Genomic DNA, 598 nt, shown 5'->3' with positions numbered 1-598 from the left:
AGGTCGTCTCGTGCGAGACGGCACTGGGGCTGGGGCTGACGGTGGGGTGGGGCTCGGAAGCGGTTTGACTCTGGATGCGGCGGTGGTAGAAGCCGCGCCCCTCACGAACGAAGCCCGCGCACTGGCGCGGAGCACTTCGGCGCGAGGACTCAGAACGACATTGGAAATACGGCGGTCAACGAAGCGAGTTGACAGAGGATGCGGCGGTGATAGAAGCCGCGCCCCCGACGAAGAAGCCCGGAAGCAGCAGGGCGGAGGCGGCGAGGGAGTCAACGAAGCAGCGGTTGACACGGTATGCGGCGGAGAGATAGAAGCCGCGCCCCCGACGAAGAAACAGCGGAAGCCACTGGGCGGCGCTGAGGACTTCGGAGGACGCTGAAAGGGACGCAAAGCGAAGTTGACAGCTGACGCGGACCTGAATAAAAGATGCGACCCGCCGACAGGAAGTGGCGAGCAGCAGACAGAAGCAACGGTAGCAGGAAGTCGCGGTTGAAACAAGCGGCTCGGTCTTTGAAAACCAAATAGCAAGCCCAAGAAGAAGAGAAGGATTGCGGAAACCGCAGTCAATCTTTGAGAAGGCACCAGCCAGGGAGCGCTG

Annotated in this window: 1 protein-coding gene; it reads right to left on the bottom strand. The window is 61.9% G+C overall.

Annotation, left to right across the window (positions count from 1 at the left end; translation table 11 throughout):
• Positions 1 to 175 precede the first annotated feature (175 nt).
• Positions 176 to 598: hypothetical protein (locus tag HUW62_RS48330; protein ID WP_217912003.1), on the bottom strand; the 423-nt coding region annotated here is incomplete at its 5' end.

The sequence above is a fragment of the Myxococcus sp. AM011 genome, from assembly GCF_013372595.1.
In the GTDB taxonomy this organism is placed as follows: Bacteria; Myxococcota; Myxococcia; order Myxococcales; family Myxococcaceae; genus Myxococcus; species Myxococcus eversor.
Note: the sequence above shows the minus strand (reverse complement) of the source record. Positions and strands in the feature narration are given on the sequence as shown.